General features: G+C 62.7%; 18 protein-coding genes and 1 pseudogene. 10 read left to right on the plus strand and 9 right to left on the minus strand.

All coding sequences use genetic code 11. The features are described 5' to 3' along the window. Positions 1-49 precede the first annotated feature (49 nt). The 6 genes and pseudogenes from E4Q23_RS08565 to E4Q23_RS08590 form a co-directional block, all read right to left on the minus strand. Positions 50-1,186 carry an acyl-CoA dehydrogenase gene (locus tag E4Q23_RS08565; RefSeq protein WP_169066251.1) on the minus strand — a complete coding sequence of 379 codons (1,137 nt, stop codon included), beginning with the start codon at positions 1,184-1,186 and terminating at the stop codon, positions 50-52. After that, positions 1,183-2,124 (minus strand): DMT family transporter, encoded by a 942-nt coding sequence (locus E4Q23_RS08570; RefSeq protein WP_336511639.1) that lies wholly within the window; start codon positions 2,122-2,124, stop codon positions 1,183-1,185. The genes E4Q23_RS08565 and E4Q23_RS08570 overlap by 4 nt, the downstream gene beginning before the upstream one ends. Before the next feature lie 20 nt (positions 2,125-2,144). Further along, positions 2,145-3,287 (minus strand): carbonate dehydratase, encoded by a 1,143-nt coding sequence (can, locus tag E4Q23_RS08575; RefSeq protein WP_169066253.1) that lies wholly within the window; start codon positions 3,285-3,287, stop codon positions 2,145-2,147. A 118-nt stretch (positions 3,288-3,405) separates the two neighbouring features. Next, positions 3,406-4,569, minus strand: coding sequence for an isovaleryl-CoA dehydrogenase (locus tag E4Q23_RS08580; protein ID WP_169066254.1), 1,164 nt, complete (start codon positions 4,567-4,569; stop codon positions 3,406-3,408). A gap of 33 nt (positions 4,570-4,602) precedes the next feature. Continuing rightward, a complete protein-coding gene (locus E4Q23_RS08585; protein WP_169066269.1) occupies positions 4,603-5,046 on the minus strand; it encodes a PaaI family thioesterase in 444 nt (147 codons plus the stop codon). Between the two features lie 27 nt (positions 5,047-5,073). Beyond that, positions 5,074-5,289, minus strand: a pseudogene (locus E4Q23_RS08590) (MerR family transcriptional regulator); the annotation flags it as partial. 118 nt (positions 5,290-5,407) lie between these two features. On the opposite strand from E4Q23_RS08590, the gene E4Q23_RS08595 reads away from it, so the two are divergent. The 5 genes from E4Q23_RS08595 to E4Q23_RS08610 are packed head-to-tail and all read left to right on the plus strand — an operon-like array spanning position 5,408 to position 9,947. Then, positions 5,408-6,475 carry an MBL fold metallo-hydrolase gene (locus E4Q23_RS08595; RefSeq protein WP_169066256.1) on the plus strand — a complete coding sequence of 356 codons (1,068 nt, stop codon included), beginning with the start codon at positions 5,408-5,410 and terminating at the stop codon, positions 6,473-6,475. Between the two features lie 2 nt (positions 6,476-6,477). Further along, the gene (locus E4Q23_RS08600) at positions 6,478-7,851 is read left to right on the plus strand and encodes a hypothetical protein (protein WP_336511637.1); all 1,374 of its coding nucleotides are present in this window, start codon (positions 6,478-6,480) and stop codon (positions 7,849-7,851) included. Further along, positions 7,799-8,302, plus strand: a complete 504-nt coding sequence (locus E4Q23_RS24810; protein ID WP_336511638.1) for a hypothetical protein — start codon at positions 7,799-7,801, stop codon at positions 8,300-8,302. The genes E4Q23_RS08600 and E4Q23_RS24810 overlap by 53 nt, the downstream gene beginning before the upstream one ends. Before the next feature lie 34 nt (positions 8,303-8,336). Continuing rightward, complete coding sequence (locus E4Q23_RS08605; RefSeq protein ID WP_169066257.1) at positions 8,337-9,503, plus strand: alkaline phosphatase family protein; 1,167 nt, start codon at positions 8,337-8,339, stop codon at positions 9,501-9,503. A 60-nt stretch (positions 9,504-9,563) separates the two neighbouring features. After that, the gene (locus tag E4Q23_RS08610) at positions 9,564-9,947 is read left to right on the plus strand and encodes a YajD family HNH nuclease (RefSeq protein ID WP_169066270.1); all 384 of its coding nucleotides are present in this window, start codon (positions 9,564-9,566) and stop codon (positions 9,945-9,947) included. Positions 9,948-9,981: 34 nt separating this feature from the next. Here the strand turns inward: E4Q23_RS08610 and E4Q23_RS08615 are convergent, their stop codons facing one another. Both E4Q23_RS08615 and E4Q23_RS24550 read right to left on the minus strand, forming a co-directional pair. After that, the gene (locus tag E4Q23_RS08615) at positions 9,982-10,509 is read right to left on the minus strand and encodes an adenylyltransferase/cytidyltransferase family protein (protein ID WP_169066258.1); all 528 of its coding nucleotides are present in this window, start codon (positions 10,507-10,509) and stop codon (positions 9,982-9,984) included. A gap of 58 nt (positions 10,510-10,567) precedes the next feature. Continuing rightward, entirely contained in the window at positions 10,568-10,696 is a 129-nt protein-coding gene (locus tag E4Q23_RS24550; RefSeq protein WP_272873657.1) for a hypothetical protein, read from the minus strand. A gap of 147 nt (positions 10,697-10,843) precedes the next feature. Between E4Q23_RS24550 and E4Q23_RS08620 the strand changes: the two genes are divergently transcribed. Genes E4Q23_RS08620 through E4Q23_RS08635 form a run of 4 tightly spaced genes read left to right on the plus strand, consistent with a single transcriptional unit; the run spans position 10,844 to position 14,055 of the window. Then, positions 10,844-11,095: an acyl carrier protein gene (locus E4Q23_RS08620; protein ID WP_169066259.1), complete on the plus strand. Its 252-nt coding sequence runs from the start codon at positions 10,844-10,846 to the stop codon at positions 11,093-11,095. Between the two features lie 11 nt (positions 11,096-11,106). After that, entirely contained in the window at positions 11,107-11,928 is an 822-nt protein-coding gene (locus E4Q23_RS08625; RefSeq protein WP_169066260.1) for a hydrolase 2, exosortase A system-associated, read from the plus strand. Next, positions 11,925-12,869, plus strand: coding sequence for a hydrolase 1, exosortase A system-associated (locus E4Q23_RS08630; RefSeq protein ID WP_169066261.1), 945 nt, complete (start codon positions 11,925-11,927; stop codon positions 12,867-12,869). Before E4Q23_RS08625 ends, E4Q23_RS08630 begins: the two co-directional genes overlap by 4 nt. After that, complete coding sequence (locus tag E4Q23_RS08635; RefSeq protein ID WP_169066262.1) at positions 12,862-14,055, plus strand: lipocalin family protein; 1,194 nt, start codon at positions 12,862-12,864, stop codon at positions 14,053-14,055. The genes E4Q23_RS08630 and E4Q23_RS08635 overlap by 8 nt, the downstream gene beginning before the upstream one ends. Positions 14,056-14,247: 192 nt before the next feature. Here the strand turns inward: E4Q23_RS08635 and E4Q23_RS08640 are convergent, their stop codons facing one another. Next, positions 14,248-15,213 carry a helix-turn-helix transcriptional regulator gene (locus E4Q23_RS08640; RefSeq protein WP_169066263.1) on the minus strand — a complete coding sequence of 322 codons (966 nt, stop codon included), beginning with the start codon at positions 15,211-15,213 and terminating at the stop codon, positions 14,248-14,250. 298 nt (positions 15,214-15,511) lie between these two features. Between E4Q23_RS08640 and E4Q23_RS08645 the strand changes: the two genes are divergently transcribed. Continuing rightward, on the plus strand, positions 15,512-17,598 hold a 2,087-nt coding region (locus E4Q23_RS08645; RefSeq protein ID WP_169066264.1), incomplete at its 3' end, for a beta strand repeat-containing protein.

Here is a 17,598-nt window from a genome sequence, read left to right on the forward strand (position 1 = left end):
TTGCGCCAGGCCGGTGTCCGCCCGCACCCGGAGCGCGTAGCGACTCATGTCAGGCGTCGGCAACGGCGCGACCGATGACCAGGCGCTGGATGTCGTTGGCGCCTTCGTAAATCTGGCAGACGCGCACGTCGCGGTAGATGCGCTCGACCGGGAAGTCGCTGACGTAGCCGTAACCGCCGAGGATCTGGATGGCGTCCGAACAGACTTTCTCGGCCATTTCGGAAGCAAACATCTTGGCCATCGAGGCTTCCTTCAGGCAGGGCTTGCCGGCATCCTTGAAAGTTGCGGCGCGCCAGACCATCAACCGTGCGGCGTCGATCTGGGTGGCCATGTCGGCGAGACGAAAGCTGACCGCCTGGTGCTCGATGATAGGCTTGCCGAACGTCTCGCGGTCCTTGGCGTATTGCACCGCGCATTCGAAAGCGGCGCGGGCCATGCCGACCGACTGCGCGGCGATGCCGATGCGGCCGGCTTCGAGATTCGACAGGGCAATACGATAGCCGTCGCCTTCCGTCCCAAGCAGGCAGGAGGCGGGAACGCGGCAGTTTTCGAACAGGATCTGGGCGGTATCCGAAGCGCGCTGACCCATTTTTTCCTCGATGCGGGCGACGATGTAGCCAGGCGTATCGGTCGGCACCAGGAAACACGAAATGCCTTTCTTGCCGGCCGCCTTGTCGGTGACGGCGAAGACGATCGCCACCTGCCCGTATTTGCCGGTGGTGATGAACTGCTTGACGCCGTTGAGGACAAAATGGTCGCCGTCGCGGTCGGCCCGAGTGGTGATCGCTGCGGCATCGGAACCGGTGTGCGGTTCAGTCAGGCAGAAGCAGCCGAGCTTCTCGCCGCTGGCCAGCGGTTTCAGCCAGGTCTCCTTCTGCTCGTCAGTGCCGTATTTCATGGTGATGCCGCAGGCCAGCGAGTTCTGGACGCTGACGATGGTCGAGGTGGCGCCGTCACCGGCGGCGATTTCTTCGATCACCAGCACCAGCGACATGTAGTCCATGCCGGCGCCGCCCCATTCTTCAGGAACGACCATCCCGAGCGCACCTAGCTCGCCCAGTTCGCGCAAGGCTTCCGCCGGGAAAGTGTGATTACGGTCCCATTCGCCAGCGAAGGGGGCCAGGCGCTCCTGCGCGAATTCACGCAGCGATTCGCGGATCATCTCCTGTTCCTGAGTCAGAATCATGCAGCTTTCTCCTTGAAATTGGCACCGGCCGCGAGTTTCGCGCCGGCGCGATTGGTAATGTAGACACCGGTAATTACCAGCGCCCCACCGCTCAGCACCGCCATCCCGAGCCGCTCGCCGAGCAAAACGGCGCCAAGGATGACCGCGCTGACCGGCACCAGATTGATGAACGCGGCCGAGCGCGTAGCGCCGATGCGGTGCACGGCTTCGGCGTACCAGGTGAAGGCCAGGGCGGTGCCAAAAAGACCCAGAAAGGCGATCGCACTCCAGCCACGCCAGCTCGTTTCTGCCAGCGAAAACAGCGACCCCTGCAACAACGCCGCAGAGGTCAGCATCAACCAGCCGGTAAGGCTGGCGCCGAAAGTCATCGCCAGCGGCGACAGCGAGCGGGTACCTCGCCGCCCGAGGAAAGTGTAGACCGTCCACATCACGGCACAGCCGATGATCAGCCATTCGCCAAGACCCACCTCACCGGCGATGAGCAGGTAGGGATGGCCATTGGTGACCACCAGCAAGCAGCCGAAAGCAGCCAGGCCGATGCCGAGCGCCTTGCTCGGCGACATCGGCGCGCCGAACAGCAGGCAGTCGCTGGCAGCGATCAGCGCCGGCGTCAGGGCCACGACCAGAGCGCCGCGACCGGCCTGGATCATGGTCATGCCGTAGAGAAAGCAGACGTTGTAAAGGAAGATGCCACTGGCGCCCATGGCGCTCAGCGTCAGCCACTCGCCGACTGACCAGCGCGGCCAGCCTTCGCGAACGACCAGCAGCGCGCCAAGGACCAGCGCAGCAAGCAGGAAGCGCCAACTGGCCACGGCCAGCGGCGCGGCCTCGCTGACCGCGACGCGTGCCGCGACCCAGGTTGCCCCCCACAGTGCGGCGGTAGCAATCAGCTTGCAATAGGTTGCCAGCGACGCGACGGCGGCGCGCTCGCGGGCCACTGGCAAGGAAGCCGCCACGCTCAGCCCTGCAAGGCTTCAAGCGCCGTCAGATAAGTGGGCAGCAGATCTTCCGGGCGATGCACGGTAAAGCCCAGGTCGCGCATCAAGCCGTCCTTGAGGCCGTAGATCCAGCCGTGCACGGTCAGCGGCTGGCCGCGCTGCCAGGCGTCCTGGACGACGAAAGTCTGGCAGACGTTGGCCACCTGTTCGAGGACGTTGAGCTCGCACAGGCGATCGTGGCGCTGTTCAGGTGGCAGGCTATCGACGCGCGCCAGGTGCTTGTCATGGACATCGCGGACGTGCCGCAGCCAGATGTCGACCAGCCCGACGCGATCGCGATTGAGCGCCGCCTTGACGCCGCCACAGCCATAGTGGCCGACGACCATCACGTGCCGCACCTTGAGCGCATCAACTGCGAACTGAATCACCGACAGGCAGTTGAGATCGGTGTGCACGACGACGTTGGCAACGTTGCGATGCACGAAGATCTCGCCCGGCAGGAGGCCGACGATCTCGTTGGCCGGCACCCGCGAGTCCGAACACCCGATCCACAGATACTCCGGCGTTTGCAGCTGCGACAGACGCATGAAATAGTCGGCATCGCTTTCCTGCATGCGATTCGACCAGGCGCGGTTGAAGTCGAAAAGGTGAAAGAGGTTTTCGTTGGCCACTTCTTGCTCGGTCCAGTTCTGCAGATCGAGAGCCAGGAACATCGTCCCTTCGATCGGCGTCTGGTAGTAGGCTGGCGCTTCGTGAAACCCCAACTCGCGATACAGGCGCACAGCAACGCGCATGGCCGGCAAGGTGTCGAGCAGCAGTCGCTTGTAGCCGATTTCCTTGGCCGCCTTGATCGCCGCCAGCGCCAGCTCGAGGCCGACACCGGCACTACGCTGACTGGGCTCGACATACAAGCGCTTCATTTCGCACAGTCCCGCGGAGAGCGGCCGGATACCGACACAGCCAGCCGGCTGGCCGTTACGCTCGGCGTAGAAAAGACGACCGGCGGGAGCAGCATAGGCGCCCGGCAGCGAAGCCATTTCCTCCTCGAAACCCTGGAACGACAGATCGACGCCCAGCCAGGCGGCGTAATTGCGAAAGAACTGGCGAACGTCTTCGACCGCGGCGGTATCGTCAGCAGTGAGGTTACGCAGAGTGGTGGTCATGATCTTCTCGAACGTTACGTGCAAGGGTTGAAAGATAGTGGCTGAAAATGCGTGCAGCGCTGGCGCAAGAGAGGCGCCCTGCCCGCTTGCACAGGCTTCACGCGCTGCGTTTTGCGCCTCAAAGGGTGTCGGCGAATAGTTCGCGACCGATCAGCATACGGCGGATTTCCGAAGTACCGGCGCCGATCTCGTAGAGCTTTGCGTCGCGCCACAGCCTGCCGGCCGGATACTCGTTGATGTAGCCATTACCGCCGAGCGTCTGGATCGTTTCGCCGGCCATCCAGGTTGCTTTTTCGGCAGCGTAGAGGATGGCACCGGCGGCGTCCTTGCGCGTCGTTTCGCCACGATCGCAGGCCTGGCCCACGGCATAGACGTAGGCCCGACAGACGTTGAAAGTGGTGTACATGTCGGCGACCTTGCCCTGCATCAACTGGAACTCGCCAATCGCCTGACCGAACTGCCGGCGGTCGTGCAGGTAGGGCAACACCAGATCCATGGCCGCGGCCATGATCCCCAGCGGGCCACCGGCGAGCACCGCGCGCTCGTAGTCGAGGCCACTCATCAGCACGCGCACGCCGCCGTTGACCTGGCCAAGCACATTTTCCAGCGGTACTTCGCAGTCGTCGAAGAACAGCGGGTAGGTGTTCGAGCCACGCATGCCGAGTTTATCGAGCTTCGATCCGCAAGAGAAACCCTTCATCCCCTTTTCGACGATCAGCGCGCTGATCCCTCTTGGCCCGGCGTTGATGTCGGTCTTGGCGTAAACCACCAGCGTGTCGGCGTCACCGCCGTTGGTGATCCACATCTTGCCGCCGTTGAGAACGAAGTGATCGCCCCTGGCTTCGGCGCGCAGTTTCATGCTCACCACATCGGAGCCGGCGTTGGCTTCGGACATCGCCAGCGCGCCGACATGCTCGCCGGAAATCAGCTTCGGCAAGTAGCGGGCTTTCTGCGCTGCGTTGCCGTTGCGACCGATCTGATTGACGCAGAGGTTGGAGTGCGCCCCGTAGGACAGGGCGACACTCGCCGACGCCCGCGAAATTTCTTCCATGGCGATGATGTGCGCCAGATAGCCGAGCCCGGTTCCGCCGTACTCCTCATCGGCGGTCATCCCGAGCAGACCCATGTCGCCGAGCTTGCGCCACAGGTCGGCGGGGAACAGATTGTCACGATCGATGGCCTCGGCACGCGGCGCGATTTCGTCGGCAGCAAAGCTGCGAATGCTTTCCCGCAGCATGTCGATCGTTTCGCCGTGGGCAAAATTGAGGCTCGGATATTCCATGTCTCTCGCTCCTTGGGTGGGCTTGGGGGTGGCTTAGCGCGGGTGCTTGCCGTGCACCGTCATGATCGTTTGCTGCATCAAGGCACACAGGGTCTTGCGACCGTGCAGAACAGCGAACACTTCGGCGCGAGTGACGATCAGCGTCCGCCCGTAGCGGACCACCGATCCCTCGGCAATCAGCAGGTCCCCTTCGGCCGGCGCCAGCAGGTTGAGCTTGTACTCGACGGTCAGCACGCTCGTTTCCGACGTGGTCAGCGTACTGGCGGCGTAACCGGCCGCCGAATCGGCGATCATGCCGACCACACCGCCGTGGATGTAGCCATGCTGCTGCGTGATTTCCGCTTTGTGCGGCAGGTGGATCTCGGTGTAAGCGGCCTCGATCACCGGCATGCTGGCGCCGATCAGCGCCATCGCCTGCTGGCGATTGAAGCTGGCGCGAACACGTTCGGCGAAATCGGGATCCTGAGCTTTGTGCATGGCCGCCATTTAACGTTACGTTGTCCCGATCAGATAGGATATCTCGACCAGACTGAAACCGAGACGCCTGCCGCGCAGGGCAAGCTTCAGACGCGTGCGGTTACGGCGCGTGAAGACACGTGTCCGCCCCGCGCGCTTTGGCGACAGCAGGCCCTGATCTTCGTAGCAACGGATCGTTCGCGGCGTGATGTGAAACTCTCGCGCCAGATCGGAAATGCTGAAGGTCGTCGCTTGCTGGTCCACCGCAGGGCTGTCCAGAGTCTGATCACGTGTAGAATGCTTCGCTGCAGAGGCCATCAGGGGCCAGCCTCCTGAACGGCCAAGTTTATAGATTTCGGACGTTTTTACAATCCACGGCCAAATGCTCCCCGACTACCCTTTTGCCACGCCGCCGGCTGCCGGAGAAACCTTTTCCGTCGCTCCCGGAATCCACTGGTTGCGGATGCCGCTGCCCTTCGCACTGAATCACATCAATCTCTGGCTGCTCGAGGACGACGACGGCTGGACGATTGTCGATACCGGTTTCGCTCTCGATGCGGTAAAAGCGTGCTGGCAGACGATCCTTTCCCGGCTGAACACCAGCGAGCGTGGCGGGCGTATCGTGCGCATCATCGTCACCCACTTTCACCCCGATCACCTCGGCCTTGCGGCCTGGCTGCAGGAGCAGACGGGCGCGCCGGTGTGCATGACCCTGGGCGAGTATCTGACCGCGCACGCCGTCTGGCACGAAATCGGTGGCCACGGCAATCAGCCGATGCTGCGCCAGTTTCGCGCCCACGGACTTGACGCCGACCGCTGTGCGGCGCTGGAACGCCGCAGTGGCAACTACAACCGCGGCGTGCCGAGCCTGCCGACCAGTTACCAGCGCCTGTTTGGCGGCGATGAACTGCGCATCGGCAAGCACCGCTGGCAGGTCCGCCTCGGCTTCGGCCACTCACCGGAACACGCAGCCCTCTATTGTCGTGAGTTGGGAGTGTTGATTTCCGGCGACATGCTGTTGCCCAAGATCTCGACCAATATCAGCGTCTTCGCAGTCACCCCGCGGGCCGATTCGCTAGACGATTTCCTGAGCTCGATCGACCGCTACCGCGAACTGCCTCCCGAAACGCTGGTGCTGCCGTCGCACGGATTACCGTTCCATGGTATCGAGAACCGGGTCAATGCCCTGCATGCGCATCATGAAGAGCGGCTGCAGCTTCTCGAAGATCAGTGCACCAGCCCGCGCAGCGCGGCTGATTTGCTGATGACCCTGTTCTCGCGCGATCTCGACACCCATCAGACGATGTTCGCCATGGGTGAGGCGATCGCCCATCTCAACCGACTCGAGCACGCCGGCCGACTGCTGCGCAGCGAGGACGACGACGGCCTGATCCGCTTCGTCAGAGCGCAGGATGCCGCCAGGCCACCGGGAAAACCCGCAGGACACTGACCATGAAATTGCCGCCAGCGAGTGCCCAAGACCGATCTCTGCCTGCACCCGCCGAGGTCGCCGACAGCTATCTCGAAGTCGCCCAGCGCGCGTCGCTGCTGCTGCGTCGGCACATGAAGAAAACCGCCAGGAAAGGCATCTGGTTCCCCAGCGAGGAATTCGCGCTCGCCAAGGCCTACATGGATCTCTCGGCACGCCTGCTGGCCAGCCCCTACCGCCTGGCGCAAACACAGATGGCGATGATGCGTGACCATATGCATCTGTGGCAGCAAACCACGCTGCGCAGAATGGGCCTGCCTTTCCACAGCGTGGCCAGCCCGGACGCTGACGACCTACGCTTCGACGACCAAGCCTGGGAAGACAATTTCCTCTTCGACTTCATCAAGCAATCGTACCTGATCACGGCTCGCCACCTGCACCAGACGGTGGCCAGCGCCGAGAGGCTCGACGACACGACTCAGCACCGAGTAAACACCCTCACCCGGCAATACGTCGACGCGCTATCGCCAAGCAACTTTGCGCTCACCAACCCCGAAGTGCTGCGCGAAACGGTGAACAGCAAGGGCAAGAACCTGCTCAAGGGTTTTAAACACCTACTCAAGGATCTGGCCGCAGGCGACCAGCAAGGGCTGCCACGAGCGGACGACAGTGGTCGCTTGCGCCTCGGCGCAGACCTGGCCAGCACCCCGGGCAAGGTGATCTACCAGAACGAACTGTTACAGTTGATTCAGTACCAGGCGGCCGGCAGCCACCAGCACCGGAAGCCCTTGCTAATCGTGCCGCCGTGGATCAACAAGTACTACGTCTTCGACCTTGGCGAACGCAACTCCTTCGTCCGCTGGGCAAGCGAACAAGGCTTCACGACCTTCATCATCAGCTGGGTCGACCCCGACCAGCGACTGGCGCAGAAAGACTTTGCCGACTATCTCGTCGATGGCGTGCTGGCAGCGATCGACGCCGTTGAACAGGCGACCGGCGAGAAACGGATCGACCTCGTCGCCTACTGCCTCGGCGGCACGCTGCTGATGGCCACCCTCGCGTGGATGGCCGCCCAGCGCGACACGCGCGCGGCTTCGGCGACTTTCCTGGGGACACTGATCGACTTTTCCGAACCCGGCGAACTTGCGACCCTGGCCGAGACGGAGGCTCCCGCGGAGAAAAAACCCGACGCCCGCGCGCGCGCACCACGGCGCAGCGCTGGCCAGCACTTACCAGATGTTGCACGCCAACGACCTGATCTGGTCCTTCGTAGTCAATACCTACCTGCTCGGCAAGGATCGCTTCCCGCTCGAACAGCTGCACTGGAACAGCGACTCGACGCGCATGCCGACGGCACTGCACCAGTTCTATGTAGAGAACTTCTACCAGGCCAATAAACTGTGCCAGCCGGGCGGCGTTGCTCTGGCCGGTGTCGACATCGACGTCTCCCGGGTGAAACTGCCGTGCTATTTCCTGGCCACCATCGAAGACCACATTGCCCCTTGGAAGAGCGCCTACCGCGGCGCGCAAGTGCCGGGTGGTGCGAAAAGGTTCGTGCTCGGCGGCTCCGGCCACCTGGCCGGAACGATCAGTCCACCCGCCGCCAAGCGACACGGCTACTGGACCAACGACACGACTCCCCTGCCCGCAAAGGCAGACGATTTCCTGCGCAGCGCCACACGGCACCACGGTTCATGGTGGACCGACTGGCAACAGTGGCTGCTCGCGCAAGCCGACGCCAATACCCTGGTCGTCGCCCGCCAGCCGGGTGAGCGGGCCCTGAAAGTAATCGAGGATGCTCCCGGCAGCTACGCCGCCGGTCGCGGCGACCCGCCAGCGGCGGGCTAGGCAGCCTGCCGCTGCTTGATAAAATGACTGCCTGATGAGCTCGACCCTACTCCCCGACTACAGCGGCGGCAGCATCGTCAATCTGATGCAGAGCATCGCCACTGCCTGCGGCAGCACGCGCTGCGACTACCCGCCACTGGCCTTGCTGTCGGCGGCGCAACTGGCCCGCGCACGGCATATCGTGCTGATGGTCGTCGACGGACTCGGCCAGCGGACCTTGAGCCGGTACGTCGCCAAGCTGCATCTGCAAGACCACCAGCTGGGCAGCATGACCTCGGTTTTCCCGTCGACGACCGCCAGCGCCATCACCACCTTCATGACTGGCCTGGCTCCGGCGCAGCACGGGCTGACCGGCTGGCACATGCATCTCGACGAGATCGACCAGACGCTGGCCATCCTGCCGCTGACTCCCCGCACCGGGCCGCTGCTTGCCCCGCCCGAGCAGCTAGCGCCACGACTTTTCGAACATCAGTCGCTGTTTCAGACGCTGAACCGAGAATCCTGGGTGATCGCGCCACAAAGTATTGCCAGCAGCGCCTTCAACACCTGGCACGCGCGCGGTGCGCAGAGCATCGCCTATCGCTCCTTGCCCGAAATCTTCGCCACCATCAGCGAGCTGACCAAGGAAAAGCTCAAGCCGCGCTACATTTATGCCTATTATCCCGATCTCGATTCCCACTCGCACCGTTACGGAACCGACAGCCGCCAGGCACAACAGACGCTGGCTGCGTTTGATGCCCATTTCGGCGAGCTGCGGCGGCGGCTGCGCGGCAGCAATACCTGGCTGCTGGTCACCGCCGACCATGGTTTCATCGATTCGCCGGGTCGCCGAGTGATCGACCTCGGCGACCATCCGCAACTCGCCACGCTCCTGCAACGGCCGCTTTGCGGCGAGCGCCGCGTCGCCTATTGTTACGTTGCCGAAGCCAAGCGGCCAGCTTTTGAAACCTACGTCCGCCGCCATCTCGGCCGCGCCTGCCACCTCTACACCAGCGAGCAGTTGATCGCCGCCGGCTGGTTCGGGCCGCCACCCTACCATGCCGCTCTGGCGTCGCGAGTTGGCGACTACACCTTGCTGATGAAGGACAACTGGACGATCAAGGACTGGCTGCCTGGCGAAAAGCGCTACACCATGCTCGGCGTGCACGGCGGCACCAGCAGCAGCGAGATGCGCGTCCCATTGATCGCCGTACGCGTCTAGCAGCAGCGAGAAGTGGCGGCCGCCAACTACCATATTCATTCCATCAGGGGGATCCAGAAAATGGCCCACGAGAATAGCAAGAGCGCGCACACCGATCGTCTGATCGCCGACGCGGTGCGCAATCGTCAGAGCCGCGAGGATGGTTATCGCGAACGGGCGCTTAAAATTTATCCCTGGATCTGCGGGCGCTGCAGTCGTGAGTTCAGCCACCAAAACCTGCGCGAACTGACGGTCCACCACCGCGACCACAACCACGACAACAACCCCGGCGACGGCAGCAACTGGGAGCTGCTATGCCTGTACTGTCACGACAACGAGCACTCACGACAACTCGACGCCGACGCCGCGCGCCAGGCCGGAATCGATCCATCGGGCGCGAAAACCAGGGCCGTGGCGACCGGCCAGCCCTTTGCCAACCTCAAGGACCTGCTGAAACGCAACTAGTCGGCAAAGTCCCTGGTGCGCGACTTTCCCAGCATTAAAGGCGACGGATCTTCTCGAGCAGGGCGGTGGTGGAAGTCTGGTGGATGAACGGCAAAGACAGGACACGCCCCCCGCAAGCGCTCACTTCGCGGTTGCCGACGATTTTTTCGACCGCCCAGTCGCCGCCCTTGACGAGCACCTCGGGTCGGCAATCGAGGATGCGCTGCAGCGGTGTATCCTCGTCAAACCAGGTCACCAGGGTCACCGAGTCCAGCGCCGCGATGACCGCCAGCCGATCCGCCAAAGCATTCACCGGCCGCTCATCACCCTTGCCGAGGCGCTTGACCGAGGCATCCGAATTGACCGCCACCAGCAGCGCCGCGCCGAGGGCACGTGCCTGAGCGAGAAGCGTCACGTGTCCGCGATGCACGATGTCGAAGCAGCCATTGGTGAATACTAACGGCCGCTGCACAACGGCGAGGCGCTCGGCCAGTTCATGTGGGGCAACGATCTTCCTTTCGAAGACAGGGAGTGCTGTGGCTGTGGCTGCTGCGGCAGCCGTCGGCAAGGTCGAGTCGCTCATTCTTTACTCCAGGAAACGGGTCGGGGCTGCCGGCTGGCGCGGTTGCGACCAAGACTGATTACTTGGCGATGCGCGCCAGTTTCTCATCCGCCAAGCCGACCAGCAAGGCCTGACCGCCGGGGAGCACGCGAAATTCGCCGTAGCGGGCAGCGCTCCAGCGCTTATGCCCCGCCCCGTGAGCTTTCACACGGAGAGTCGGTAAGCGACTCGCTATAATCGGCGCTCAATTAACCAGCGCCTGCTCGGCTGGCCGAACGCGCAGCACAAAACACGGAATCTGAAACATCGAATGTTGAATGTTGAATGCGGCAGCAGTCGCGCTACAGGAGAGACTATGAACATCAAAGACGAGGTGGTCGCGGTTCTTGACGAGGTTTTGAGCCTCAAGGGCCGCGCCAGCACCTTCTCGCCGGAAACGCCACTGCTCGGCGCCATCCCGGAACTCGATTCGATGGCTGTGGTGGCACTGATCACAAGTCTGGAAGAACGTTTTGGCTTTGTCGTGGACGACGACGAAATCGACGGCACGGTCTTTGCGTCGCTCGGGACGCTGCTGGACTTCGTGCACGGCAAGCTGGGCGTCTGAGAACACCGACCGTGCGCCGCGAAGCCTTCTTCCTGCCCAGCACCGTCGGCCAGCGCTTGGTGCTGCTCTACTCGCCAGAGCCGGCGGAAAAACTACGTGGCGCGGTGGTCTACGTGCATCCCTTCGGCGAGGAACTCAACAAGTCACGACGCATGGCGGCCCTGCAGGCCAGGGCGATGGCCAGTGCCGGCTACATGGTCCTGCAGATCGACCTGCTTGGTTGCGGCGACAGTTCCGGTGATTTCGGTGACGCCACCTGGGAGGCATGGCTGGCGGACGTTAAACTCGCCAGCGCCTGGCTGCAGGAGCGAACGACAGCGGCGCTGTGGTTATGGGGCCTGCGCAGCGGCTGCCTGCTGGTCAACGAAGCGGCACACCGCATGCAAGGGCCGGTCAATCTGCTGTTCTGGCAGCCAGTTGTCTCGGGCAAGCAATTTCTACAGCAGTTCCTGCGCCTGAAAGTGGCCTCCGAAATGCTCGCCAGCGATGGCAAAGGCGTCATGGAGCGCCTGCGTGGCCAGCTCCGGCAGGGAGAAGCCATCGAGATCGCAGGCTATCTGCTCGCCCCTGCGCTGGCGCAGGGTCTCGAACAGGCGGACCTGCTGCTGCCGCACCGCTCGGGCCGCGTCGAGTGGATCGAGATCTCCGGACGAGCCGATGCCAGCCTGTCATTAGCCGCCACGGCACGGCTCACGCAGTGGCAAGCAGCCGGGCAGGAAGCGCGCGGTACGGCAGTGAGTGGTCCCGCCTTCTGGCAGACGACCGAGATCAGTGAATGTCCGGCGCTGCTCGAAGCCAGCCTGCGCGCGCTCTCCGAAGAGGTTCCGGCATGAACATCGTCGAACAAGCCCTGCTCTTCCCTTGTGCCGGCGAAGACCTGTCGGCGATCATTGCCTGGCCACAGGCAGTCCAGTCCGCCGGCGCTCAGGCTGCTGCTGTCAGCTGCGGCGTGCTGATCGTCGTCGGCGGTCCTCAGTACCGGGTCGGAAGTCACCGCCAGTTCCTGCTCCTCTCCAGGCGTCTCGCCAGCGCCGGTTATCCGACGATGCGCTTCGACCACCGCGGCATGGGTGACTCCGGCGGCAGCATGCGTAGCTTCGAAGACCTGTCGACGGACATCGCAGCGGCCATCGAAGCCTTCCAGCGCAACTGCCCAACAGTGCAGCGCATCGTTCTCTGGGGGCTTTGTGACGCAGCCTCGGCCGCCCTGCTCTACGTCGAATCCAGCCATGACCGGCGGATAACCGGCCTGGCCTTGCTCAACCCCTGGGTACGCTCGGAAGTCAGCCTGGCGCAGACGCACATCAAACACTACTACGGCCAGCGCCTGCTGCAAGGCGAGTTCTGGCGAAAACTGCTCAGCGGCCGAATGGAAGTCATGAAGGCGCTAGCTTCCCTGCTCGATAGCGCCCGCCTGGCGCGGCGTTCACGCACGCCCGGCGAGGCTTCGGAAAAGCGCGGCTTCCAGGATCGCATGGCGGCTGGCTGGCGGGAGTTTCCCGGCGAGCTGCTGCTGATCCTCAGCGGGCAGGACTACACCGCCAAGGAGTTTATCGAGTTTTCTGCCGCCGACCCGGCCTGGTCAGGCCTCGCTGACGCGGCCAAGGTACGCCGCGTCGATATTGCCGATGCCGATCACACTTTCTCCTCGCGGGCGCAACGCGCACTGGTCGAGGATGCGACGCTGGCCTGGCTTGACAAGCGCCTGAAGGGCGTTGTTGAAGCAGGCCCGCAAACAGCGAGGGATTTTTCGGATGCGCACGCAGATGAGTAGCTCCTATGGCAGCCGACGCCTCAGTCGTGGCAAAGCGCACGCCGGCTCGGCACGCTGGTTCCGGCGCTATCGATGGCTGGTCATTGGCGGCTGGCTGGCCCTTCTGACGGTCGTCGTGTGGACGCTTTTCATACCCGCGGCACCGGGACCAGTAGCGACTGGTGCGGCTGGCCAGGCAGCGGCAGCGGCAAGCGCGAACGCCAAAGCCGGCAACCTTCCGGCGGTGGTGTTACCGGCCGACGACGCGGTGCACGACAAGCTCACCGAGTGGTGGTATTACAGTGGCCATCTGCAGACCAATTCTGGCGAAAAGTATTCCTTCCATCTGGCCAGCTTCCTGCGCCGCGGCACGCTGACCCATACCGTATTCCACGGCTCACTACTCGACCATCAGACCGAGAAGCGCTACACCGAACAGGCACGGACAGCGGGCAACCCTTCGGATGGGCGCCTGGACGGCTTCAACTTGCGCTTCGGCGACTGGCAGCTGCAAGGAAACAGCGAAAAACACCAGGCGAAAATGACCGGCAAGGATTTTTCGCTCGATCTGCAATTCGTCGACAAGAACCCGCCAGTCCTGCACCAGGCTCCGGGAACACCGATCGCCGGCCTGCTCGACTTCGCAGCCGCCGGAAAAAGCTATTACACCTCGCGCCCACGCATGAGCGTACAAGGCACGCTGACCCTCGACGGCGAGCAGAAAGCAGTGCTCGGCGAGGTCTGGTTCGACCACCAATGGGGCGACTTCGAAGCGGCTAAGCTGCGCTGGAACTGGTTTGCGCTGCAGTTGACCGACGGCGCCGACATCATGATCTTCGAACTCTTCGACCGCCAGGGAAAACCAGTCCAGCGCATGGGAACCTACGCCAGGAACGGCACGCTCAGCGCGCTCGGCGATGACGACATTGCGCTCAGCTCCAGCGGCAGGTGGAAGAGCCCGGGGTCGGGAGTGAGCTATCCGCTGGACTGGACCCTCTCGATTCCGTCGAAAGGCTTGCAGCTACAGGTGGATCCGGTCATCCGCGCGAGCGAGTTTGATGCCCGCACGACGACCCTGAACGTCTACTGGGAAGGGGCCATCAAGGTGAGCGGCTCGCACAGCGGCGTCGGCTTCATGGAACTGAGCGGCTACGAAGCGACGAAAGAGGCGCAGCAGGAGCAGCCAGCGGCGAAGCGCAAGAAGTAAGGCGATTTCTGTCAAAGAACATACCATCTTGCTTGTCTTTTCGCCCGTCTTCTGTGTTGCGACAACAGTTACATAGTTCGACTATGCGCCTGTTGTCGCGCCTTGAAGCCGACCGAAAATCCGGCGCAATCTGGTACGTTCTTTTCCGGCAATCGCCTAAGACGATCAACAGAAATGATCCGATCGTCAGCCTCAGGCCTTGCCTTCGAGCCGGCGCACCAACTCCGCTTTATTGTTGACCCCCAGTTTGCGAAAGCAGTGTGCAATATGATTGCGCACCGTTGCTGGCGAAAGCAATAGGCTGCCGGCAATTGCCGAATAGGTCTCCCCCGTCGCATAGCGCGTGGCAATCTCGCCTTCCCGCGGCGAAAGTTGCGCCAACACGCCATCCAGGCGCGGGCTGAGGTAGCGCAGCTCACCGCAAGATGTGACATCCACACGCAGCTCCGACGAAAGATACGCCTGCCCCGCGCGCACGCAGGAGAGCAGTGCCTCCGGCAGGGCACTCCCCTGCCAGTGTGGCCAACGCATGCTGACCAGGGCTATGAACGCCGGCGAAGCCTCGTGCACTATGCCGCGCGCGTCAACCACGGCCCACTCCCGGTTGATCCCGTTGGGGGTTTTCAGGAAATGACGCAAGCGTACGGCACGATGCATTTCCACGAGATGGGGCATCAGCAATTCCTTGATCTGCCGCTCGGGCTCGGAAAAAGGGCGCTTGTGGTCGTGACGCCAGACCGTGAGGAACTCGTGTAGCGACGAGGAGGGTTCGATCAGCAGCGTCCCCAACGACCATTCCACCTTGAAGCGCCGACCCAATCGGCGATACAGGGCGGTGCGCACGTAGCGTGCACGCGTCGTGAGGTCGCTCATGTTGACCGCAACACCGGGCGAAGCGAGCAGGGCCGCACAAAAGAAATCCTGTTCCAGCCAGGGCGCGTATTCGCGCAGGATGCTTTCGTCGCAGTTGTGGAGAAACACGTTGTGCAGCGCTGGCGGGTCCGCCGCGACGTTACCCCACCAAGCCGAATCGAACGTCAGCAGCGACTGGAGCTGTTCCAGGGCCCAAGCCTGATAACTGCCGAGCGGCACTTCGCGACCCTCGCGATACAGGCGCAGGATCAAGCGGTTCAATGCGTAGGCGTCGGCTATCAACATCCTGCGCATTCTGCAAAAAAAAAAGTAGCGCCGCAACAAGGCCTTCCGGCAATAGTGCAAGTGCATCATTGTGGTGTTTTACAGTCTCCCGCGGCGAGACGACGCGAGTCGCCACAAAGCATCTCGTACCGGCTCATGGCTTTTCACACAAGCCATTGATAGAAAACGTAAATGCATCGCAAGGCGAGAAGCGACTGCTGTCGGGCATAAGACTTGCTTTTCTGTACAGCATTGAATCGTTCTATCTTGTTGGCCCCCCCCCACGTCGGCGTCCAGCATCCCACCAAAGGAGACCGTCATGCGCACTTGTTACCCCATGCACCGGAAGCTGATTCACGTCGCGGTTCTCGGCGCACTGGCGGCAACGGCCACCCCCGCCTCCGCCCTCGACTTCGTCTGGAATGGCGGCACCGCCAACTGGAGCCCAGGAACGTGGAGTCAGGCGGGCCTGCCCGGCGCCGCGGACAACGTCTTCATCGACAACGGCAATTTGACCAACTCGGTGGTGAGCCTCAACGTCGGCGCCACCATCAATGATCTCAACATAAGCAGTGGCGACAGCCTGGGGGTGAACAACAACCAGTCTTTGACCACCCTCGGCAATGTCAGCAACAACGGCAATCTGGGCCTGAATTCCGTTGGTAACACGACGGACTTGCGCATCGGCAGCACGACGACTTTTTCGGGTACCGGCACCCTGACCCTGAGCAACCACGCCCAGAACCGGATTATCGGCAACTCCGGCTCGACCACCGAAGTGCTCACCAATGCGTCGGGCCACACCATCCAGGGCGCCGGGCAGTTAGGCGTCAACCAGATGGGCCTCAGCAACCAGGGCTTGGTCGTCGCCAACCAGTCGAATGCACTGACCATCGACCTGTCCGATGGTGCGGGTATCACCCGCACCAACACCGGCACGCTGCGTGCCGCGGGCGGCCAGCTCACGATCACCGGCAGCAACCTCAACAACGCAGGCGGAGTGATCGACGCAGTCGGAACCAACGTCGTCATTAACGCCTCGACCATCACCAACGGTACCCTGCAAAGCAGCGGCGGTGGCAAAATCCTCGTGCAGGGCTCAAGCAACCTGAGCAACGTCAGCAATTCCGGGCAGACAGAAATCGCCAACGCCCAGGCCGGCGTATTGACCGGCACCTTCACCAACACCGGCAACCTGCAAATGGCTTCGGCCGGCAACCAGACGGATCTCCGACTCAACGGTGATGTCACGCTGGCCGGCGCCGGCACGCTGACCATGAGCAACAACGCCCAGAACCGGATTATCGGCAACTCCGGGGCGACCACCGAAGTCCTCACCAACGCTTCGGGCCATACCATCCAGGGCGCGGGACAGCTGGGCGCCAACCAACTCGGCCTCAACAACCAGGGCTTGATCCTGGCCAACGGCTTGGCCGGACTGGTCATCGATGTCAGCCCCACCGGGATGACCAACAGCGGCACCCTGCGAGCGGGCACGGGTGTGCTCACCATTCAGAACTCCACCGTCACCAACACCCCGAGTGGCGTCCTCGACGCCGCAGGCAACGACATCATCGTCTCTGGATCGACCATCAACGGCACCGTGCAAGGCTCTGGCGGCAACAAGATCTTTTTCCAGAATTCCAGCAACCTGGTCGACGTCACCAACAGTACGCAACTGGAAATTGCCAATGCCCAGACCGGCCTATTGACCGGCACCTTCACCAACTCCGGCAACCTGCAGCTGGCTTCCGTCGGTAATCAGACGAATCTCCGACTCAACGGTGATGTCACCCTGACGGGTCCGGGTACGCTGACGATGAGCAACAATATCCAGAATCAGGTTTTCGGCCACTCCGGCTCGACCACCGAAATCCTCACCAACGCTTTGGGCCACACCATCCAGGGCGCGGGACAGCTGGGCGCCAACCAGATGGGCCTCGACAACCAGGGATTGATCCTGGCCACCGGGTCGGCCGGTCTGGTCATCGATGTCAGCCCCGCCGGGATGACCAACAGCGGCACCCTGCGGGCGGGCACGGGTGTGCTCACCATTCAGAACTCCACCGTCACCAGCACCCCGAGTGGCGTCCTCGACGCCGTAGGCAACGACATCATCGTCACCGGCTCGACCATCAATGGCACCGTGCAAGGCTCTGGCGGGAACAAGATTTTTCTCGAGAATTCCAGCAACCTGCTCGACGTCACCAACAGCACGCTACTGGAAATTGCCAATGCCCAGACCGGCCTATTGACCGGCACCTTCACCAACTCCGGCAACCTGCAGCTGGCTTCCGTCGGTAATCAGACGAATCTCCGACTCAACGGTGATGTCACCCTGACGGGTCCGGGTACGCTGACGATGAGCAACAATATCCAGAACCGGATTGTCGGCCATTCCGGCTC

This window comes from Candidatus Accumulibacter phosphatis (genome assembly GCF_012939955.1).
Lineage (GTDB): Bacteria > Pseudomonadota > Gammaproteobacteria > Burkholderiales > Rhodocyclaceae > Accumulibacter > Accumulibacter delftensis.